Raw genomic sequence first — 7,052 nt, forward strand, 5'->3', positions numbered from 1 at the left:
CGGGGCTTTTTTATGACTGTCAGGCTGATTTTTCTGGCTGGCCGGTCGGGTGTCCAGTCCGACCGGCGACGGGGATCGTCATCCCCGCCCCTTCATCATCCAGCCCGATGCCGGCTTAACCGCCAACGGCGATGCGTTTCATGTCTTTCATATAACCACGCAGTACCTGGCCGATTTTTTCGATCGGGTGGTTGCGGGTCGCCTCATTTGCAGCCAGCAGCGCCAGGTTGTCGACGCTCTGCCCTTCCGCCTTGCTGGCACCCAGATCGCCCGCTTTCAGGGTCGGCATGAAGTGCTCGCGCAGCAACGGCACTGCAGCGTTGGCGAACAGGTAGTTGCCGTACTCGGCGGTGTCGGAAATAACCACGTTCATCTCGTACAGACGCTTGCGAGCAACGGTGTTGGCGATCAGCGGCAGCTCGTGCAGGGATTCGTAGTAGGCGGACTCCTCGTAGATACCGGAAGCCACCATGGTCTCGAACGCCAGCTCGACACCCGCCTTGACCATGGCCACCATCACCACGCCATTGTCGAAGTACTCCTGCTCGGCAATCTTGCCAGCGAACGCCGGGGCGTTTTCGAAGGCAGATTTACCGGTCTCTTCGCGCCAGGTGAACAGTTTGACGTCATCTTCGGCCCAGTCGGCCATCATGCCGCGGGAGAACTCACCGGCAATGATGTCGTCCATGTGCTTCTCGAACAGTGGGCGCATCAGGGTCTTGAGCTGCTCGGAGAGCTCGAAGGCGCGCAGCTTGGCCGGGTTGGCGAGGCGGTCCATCATCAGGCTGATGCCGCCCTGTTTCAGGGCTTCGGTGATGGTCTCCCAGCCGAACTGGATCAGCTTGCCGGCGTAGGCCGGGTCGGTCCCTTCGGCAACCAGCTTGTCGTAGCAGAGTAGGGAACCGGCCTGCAGCATGCCGCAGAGGATGGTCTGCTCGCCCATCAGGTCGGATTTCACTTCCGCCACGAAAGAGGACTCCAGCACCCCGGCACGGTCGCCGCCGGTGGCAGAGGCCCACGCCTTGGCGATGGCCATGCCTTCGCCTTTCGGGTCATTTTCAGGGTGAACGGCGATCAGAGTCGGTACGCCGAAACCGCGCTTGTACTCTTCACGCACCTCGGTGCCCGGGCACTTGGGCGCCACCATCACAACTGTGATGTCGGAGCGGATCTGCTGACCCTCTTCCACCACGTTGAAGCCGTGGGAGTAGCCCAGCGCGGCGCCCTGTTTCATCAGCGGCATCACGGTCTTCACGACGTCGGAGTGCTGTTTGTCCGGAGTCAGGTTCAGCACCAGATCGGCGGTCGGGATCAGCTCTTCATAGGTGCCGACCGCGAAGCCGTTGTCGGTAGCCTTCTGCCAGGAGGCGCGCTTCTCGGTGATGGCAGCCTTGCGCAGGGCGTAGGAGATATCCAGCCCGGAGTCGCGCATGTTCAGACCCTGGTTCAGACCCTGGGCACCACAGCCCACAATCACCACCTTCTTGCCCTTCAGCACGTTGCAGCCGTCCGCGAACTCTTCGCGCTGCATGAAACGACACTTGCCCAGCTGGGCCAACTGCTGACGCAGGTTCAAGGTGTTGAAATAGTTAGCCATGGTGATTGCTCCGTTCGATTGATTCCATGCCGGATGGCGGCGTTGTCTGAACCACTATAGCGCGGGACACTTATTGCCTGAACTGATATATTCGAAACAGTACGTTGCAATAACTGAAACGCTCACCCTTCATAATTGCCTGCTGAATGTACCGCGAGATGGCAGAAACAAGCCGCCAACCGCTGGATATCGGGCACACATGCCGCGCCAGGAGCTGAAAGATGGACCTTCGCAATCTCGAGCTGTTTCTCCACCTCGCCGACTCCCTTCATTTCGGCAAGAGCGCCGATGCCATGGCGGTCAGCCCCTCCACCCTGAGTCGCGCCATCCAGCGACTGGAACAGGAGACCGGCTGCATCCTGTTCGAGCGGGACAACCGCTCGGTGCGGCTCACCCCTGCCGGCGAGAAACTGCGGGAGTTTGGCGGCGGCCTGTTGCAGGAGTGGCGTCAGCTCAAGCAGGAGCTCAAACGCAGCGATGAACCGCTGCAGGGGCGGCTGCGGGTCTTCTGCTCGGTCACCGCCAGTTACTTTCTGCTGCCCGAGGTACTGGAGCGCTTTCGCCGCCGCTACCCCCAGCTGGAGATCAAGCTGGAGACCGGCGACCCGGCGCTGGCGGTGGACAAGATTCTGGCCGACGAGGCCGATCTCGCCATCGCCGCCCGCCCCGATGCCCTGCCCGCCAAGCTGGAGTTCGCCAGCCTGCAGCTGGTGCCGCTGGTCTTTATCGCGCCGCGCAACGCCCCGCAACTGAACCAGTGGTTCCGTCAGGGAGAACCTGATTGGGAGCAGCTGCCAGTCATCCTCTCCGAGCAGGGCTTGGCCCGCAAACGCAGCGATCAGTGGTTTCGCAACAAGGGGATAGCGCCCAACATCTATGCCGAAGTGGCGGGCAACGAGGGGATCGTCGCCATGGTGGCGCTCGGTTGTGGCGTGGGGCTGGTGCCGGCGGCGGTGATCGACCATAGCCCGCTCGGCGACAAGGTGCGGATCATCGACCTCAAGCCCGCCTTCAAGCCATTTGATGTGGGGATCGGGGTGCTCAAGAAGCGACTGGAAGAGCCGCTGATCCGCGCCTTCTGGGATACGGCACAGAACCAGAACTCACTGCGCTGAGACGGGCTGGTAGATGAGCGTCGGGTCGGCCATCATCTTGCGACTCGACAACGGCAGATCAGGGTTGTTCAGCTCGAGGCGCTGCCGCTGGTCGAGCTGCAAACGGCGGATGGTGCTGCCAAACCCCTCCTCGAAGATCCGGTCAAAATCCCCGGTTTGCCGCGCCCGCTGCAGGCCAAGCTCGATGCGCTGCGCCAGCTCCGGATATTTGGGCGAAACAAAGAAGAGCAGCGCCAGCGGATAGCGAAACACCAGATGGGGCTCGATGGCCAGATCCGGGTGCTGTTTCAGCTCATCCTCGACCTCGATGACGGAGCGCAAAAAGCAGTCGAAACGCTGCTTGCGCAACATGTTGAACAGCGCTTCGTAGAGGTTGCCAGCCATCACGTTAAGGCCATTGGCCCTCAGCAACTGGGTGTCAGGCCAGGATCTGTGCTGGCCGATGATGAGCCCGGAGCGGCGCCAGTCGGCCAACGAGTGAATAGCGGCAAAGCGCCCCTCATCCCCCTGCCGGATCAGACAAACCCGCCAGCCGAGCAGCCCTTTGGCCAATGGAATGTGTACCGCCAGCAGATCCCTTTCCCGCTCCTCATCGGGGGCAAACACTCCTACCTGAACCAGCTCGCCGCTGTGCAGCTCTTTCACCGTCCGCCCCTGTTCCATCGGCGGGCTGGAGACCAGCTGGTAGGGGCCATATTCAGGCACCGTCAGATCAAGGGAGAGCCGCAATAACTGCACCACTGCCGGGTTGGGATGCTCCAGCAGCAGATTCCAGGCGCGGATCGACTGCGCGGCAGCCGACGCATCCGCCGCCCACAGCCACAACACCATGCACCACAATCCGACTCGCTTCATTCCCCGCACCATCCAAACGCCATGCTTCTGGTCATACTATAACGCCAGCCAAGGGCCTGATGCGGCGTTCGCTGCCAGATGTGTGAACCTTCTCCTGTCCCGTCTCATGTCAGAAGTGACAATAGGCAAACCGGGCAAGGGATCACAGACTGAATATTCGCCATCATCGAACCACATCAGGGAGGAGCGCCATGAAACAGCATCTGGTCGAGATCAAGGGTTCAACCCTGTTTGAGGAGTATTTGCAGAGCATGGGTCTGCCCAGCACCTTGCTGGACAGGGAGCAGGAGATCTATCTGCAGGAGCGTCACCTCGGTGCCATCCGCCGGGTACAGGGGGAACTGCGCTTTTACCTGCGCGCCAACGCCCTCAACAAACGGTGATCGGGAGCCGGTCACAGAACCTGCAACAAAGAGGTATTAGACTGGTATCTTCCCCCTTTCGACGGGAGTGCCCATGAACGCAAGCGGTCTGGATCGGCTGTTCAAACCCCAATCAATCGCCATCATCGGCGCCTCGACCGATCCGCACAAAGCGGGCCATGTCATCGTCCGCCACCTGCTGGCGGGCCACTTCAAAGGGCCCATCCTGCCAGTCACCCCGCGCAGCAAGGCGGTGGCCGGCGTGCTGGCCTATCCCGATATCGCCAGCCTGCCACTGGCTCCGGATCTCGCTATCATCTGCACTCGCCGGGAGCGGGTCATCCCCCTGCTGGAGGCGCTCGGCCAGAAGGGAACAGGCGCAGCCATCATCCTCGCCGCCGATTTTTCACAAGATGAGCGGCAGGAGTTGAAACGGCTCTGCAAGCAATACGGCATCCGCCTGCTCGGCCCCAACAGCATGGGGATGCTGCTGCCCGGTCAGGGGCTCAATGCCAGCTTTTCACCGATTGCCGCCAAGCCCGGGCAGGTCGCCTTTCTCTCACAATCTGCCGCGGTCAGCACCACCATTCTCGACTGGGCCAAGCAGCATGAGCTGGGATTCTCTGCCTTCATCTCCCTTGGCGATCACTGCGACATCGACTTTGGCCAGCTGCTGGATCAACTCTCCCGCGACAGCGTCACCCGCGCCATCCTGCTCTACATGGACAAGCTGCACGATGCCCGCCATTTTCTCTCGGCGGCGCGAGCGGCCTCACGCAACAAGCCGATCCTGGTGCTGAAAAGCGGACGCCACGATCCGGCTCACGGCCTCGACAATGTCTATGACGCCGCCATCCGCCGCGCCGGCATGTTGCGGGTGCGGGATACCCACGAGCTGTTTGCCGCAGTGGAAACCCTCAGCCACTCCATGACCCTCAAGGGGGAGCGGCTCGCCATCATCTCCAATGGCCGCGGGCTGGCCAATATGGCGGTGGATGTGCTGCTGGAGCGGGGCGGTAAACTGGCACGCCCACCGCTCGATATCGGCAGCGATGCCACCATCGCCACCTATCAGGAGGCATTGGACAACCTGCTCGGGGAAGAGGGGATCGATGCCATCCTGATCATTCATGCTCCCTCGCTCACGGCCCCCAGCGCACCGCTGGCCAGCCACCTTATAGCCCACCTGAAACAGCACCCCAAAGCTCGCCGTTTCAATATCCTCACCAACTGGGCAGGCGAGTACTCGGCGCAGGAGGGGCGCAAACTCTTTACCGAAGCGGGCATCCCGACCTACCGTACCCCGGAAAGCGCCATGGCCGCCTTCATGCATATGGTGGAGTACCGCCGTAACCAGAAGCAGCTGATGGAGACCCCCGCTTCCCTGCACGGCAACCAGCTCAATATCGAGCTCTGCCAGCAGCTGATCCGCCAGGCGCAGGAGCGCAAACAGCTGAGACTGGATACCCATCTCGCCCACCCCATCTTGCAGGCAGCCGGGCTCGCAACATTGCCCACCTGGATCGTCACCGACGCCATCGAGGCAACCCTGACTGCCGAGCAGATCGGCTACCCGGTGGCAGTCAAACTCCGTTCACCCGATATCCTGCACAAATCTGCCGTGCACGGTGTGGTGCTCAATCTGCGCACCTCGGCCGAAGTAGCACAGGCTGCCGATGCCATTCTGGACAGGGTGAAACAGCACGATCCCGGCGCCCGTATCGAAGGGCTGCTGGTACAGCGCATGGCACGGCGCAGTGGCGGTCTGGAGCTGCGGGTTCGTATCCAGCAAGACGCCATCTTTGGCCCAGTCATCCTGCTCGGTGAATCGGGCGCGGAGCCACAGGAGATGGTTGCAGCACTACCGCCGCTCAATCAGGCACTGGCCCGTTACCAGATCATCGGTGCGCTCAAAAGTCGCAAGATCCGTGAACATGCCACTCCGGATCGGCTGGATATCGATGCCCTCGGTCAGGTGCTCTGCCAGCTATCCGAACTGCTGCTCGCCTTCCCGCAAATTCAGGAGCTGGATCTTCATCCGCTGCAAGCGTGCGGTGCCGAGATGGTAGTGCTGGATGCCAGCGTGACGCTGGCCGACCCAGCACTTCCACCCGCCAGTCGCCTGGCTATCCGCCCCTACCCGACCGAGCTGGAGGAAGGGGCCTGGCTCAAGGATCAGAGTCATGTTCTGCTGCGCCCCATTCGCCCGGAAGATGAACCGGCTCACAAACAGTTCGTGCTGCAGGTTTCCGATGAGGACAGGTACAAACGCTTCTTCGCCGACGTGGGTGAGCTGGGTCACGAAGAGTTGGCCCGCATGACCCAGATCGATTACGACCGCGAAATGGCCTTTGTCGCCGTAGGGCAGGATGGGGAGCGCAAAGATCAGATTCTCGGGGTGGTGCGCGCCATCTCGACGCCGGATCTCAGCGATGCCGAATTTGCCATTCTGGTTCGTTCCGACCTGAAAGGGCTGGGGCTCGGCAAGCTGATGATGGAGAAGATCATCCGCTACGCCGACGAACAGGGCATTGGCCAGCTCTCCGGCATGACCATGCCCAGCAATCGCGGTATGGTGACCCTCGCCAAGCGACTCGGCTTTACCATTGATGTCCAGATGGAAGAGGGAGTGGTCAATATGGCTCTTACCTGTGGGGCTGGAGTCCGGTGATGGCGATGCGTGGAAGCGAGTAATCCAGCACAAATGGTTGCGAATCATCCGAAAAATCACTGTGATTACACACCAAAAGGAGGGAATAGCGGGCCTGTCAGCGGCCCTCCCTCAGGCAAGAACCACTGTTCAGTGGCTTCTGGATGCTGAAAATGCCAAAGCCCGGTCTGATAACCGGGCTTTGGTATCTATTCTGGCGTGCAACGCTGTGGCCAATCGGCAAATCGCCCATAGCAAAAAGGCCTTCCCAATCGGGAAGGCCTTCTATTTAGTGGCGGAGCGGACGGGACTCGAACCCGCGACCCCCGGCGTGACAGGCCGGTATTCTAACCGACTGAACTACCGCTCCGCATTCGGCTAGCTTATTGCTAATTAGGTGCCTGGCAGTGTCCTACTCTCGCATGGCGAATGCCACACTACCATCGGCGCTACCGCGTTTCACTTCTGAGTTC

At 61.1% G+C, this 7,052-nt stretch carries 5 protein-coding genes and 1 tRNA gene; 3 read left to right on the forward strand and 3 right to left on the reverse strand.

What is annotated here, in order from left to right:
* Positions 1-115: 115 nt before the first annotated feature.
* Entirely contained in the window at positions 116-1,597 is a 1,482-nt protein-coding gene (gene ilvC, locus G5137_RS20060; RefSeq protein ID WP_139411011.1) for a ketol-acid reductoisomerase, read from the reverse strand.
* 221 nt (positions 1,598-1,818) lie between these two features.
* On the opposite strand from ilvC, the gene ilvY reads away from it, so the two are divergent.
* Positions 1,819-2,712 (forward strand): HTH-type transcriptional activator IlvY, encoded by an 894-nt coding sequence (gene ilvY / locus G5137_RS20065; protein ID WP_005339488.1) that lies wholly within the window; start codon positions 1,819-1,821, stop codon positions 2,710-2,712.
* On the opposite strand, the gene G5137_RS20070 is transcribed toward ilvY, so the two are convergent.
* Positions 2,701-3,567: a hypothetical protein gene (locus tag G5137_RS20070; protein WP_198505594.1), complete on the reverse strand. Its 867-nt coding sequence runs from the start codon at positions 3,565-3,567 to the stop codon at positions 2,701-2,703. The genes ilvY and G5137_RS20070 overlap by 12 nt on opposite strands.
* Positions 3,568-3,758: 191 nt before the next feature.
* On the opposite strand from G5137_RS20070, the gene G5137_RS20075 reads away from it, so the two are divergent.
* Together G5137_RS20075 and G5137_RS20080 are read left to right on the forward strand one after the other, a co-directional pair.
* Positions 3,759-3,950, forward strand: coding sequence for a hypothetical protein (locus G5137_RS20075; RefSeq protein WP_019446537.1), 192 nt, complete (start codon positions 3,759-3,761; stop codon positions 3,948-3,950).
* Positions 3,951-4,023: 73 nt separating this feature from the next.
* Entirely contained in the window at positions 4,024-6,600 is a 2,577-nt protein-coding gene (locus tag G5137_RS20080) for a GNAT family N-acetyltransferase (RefSeq protein WP_421255869.1), read from the forward strand.
* A gap of 272 nt (positions 6,601-6,872) precedes the next feature.
* Here the strand turns inward: G5137_RS20080 and G5137_RS20085 are convergent.
* Positions 6,873-6,949, reverse strand: a tRNA-Asp gene (locus G5137_RS20085).
* Between the last annotated feature and the right edge of the window lie 103 nt (positions 6,950-7,052).

Origin of the sequence: Aeromonas sp. 600282 (assembly GCF_049175755.1) — a bacterium.
GTDB classification, from domain to species: Bacteria; Pseudomonadota; Gammaproteobacteria; order Enterobacterales; family Aeromonadaceae; genus Aeromonas; species Aeromonas veronii_A.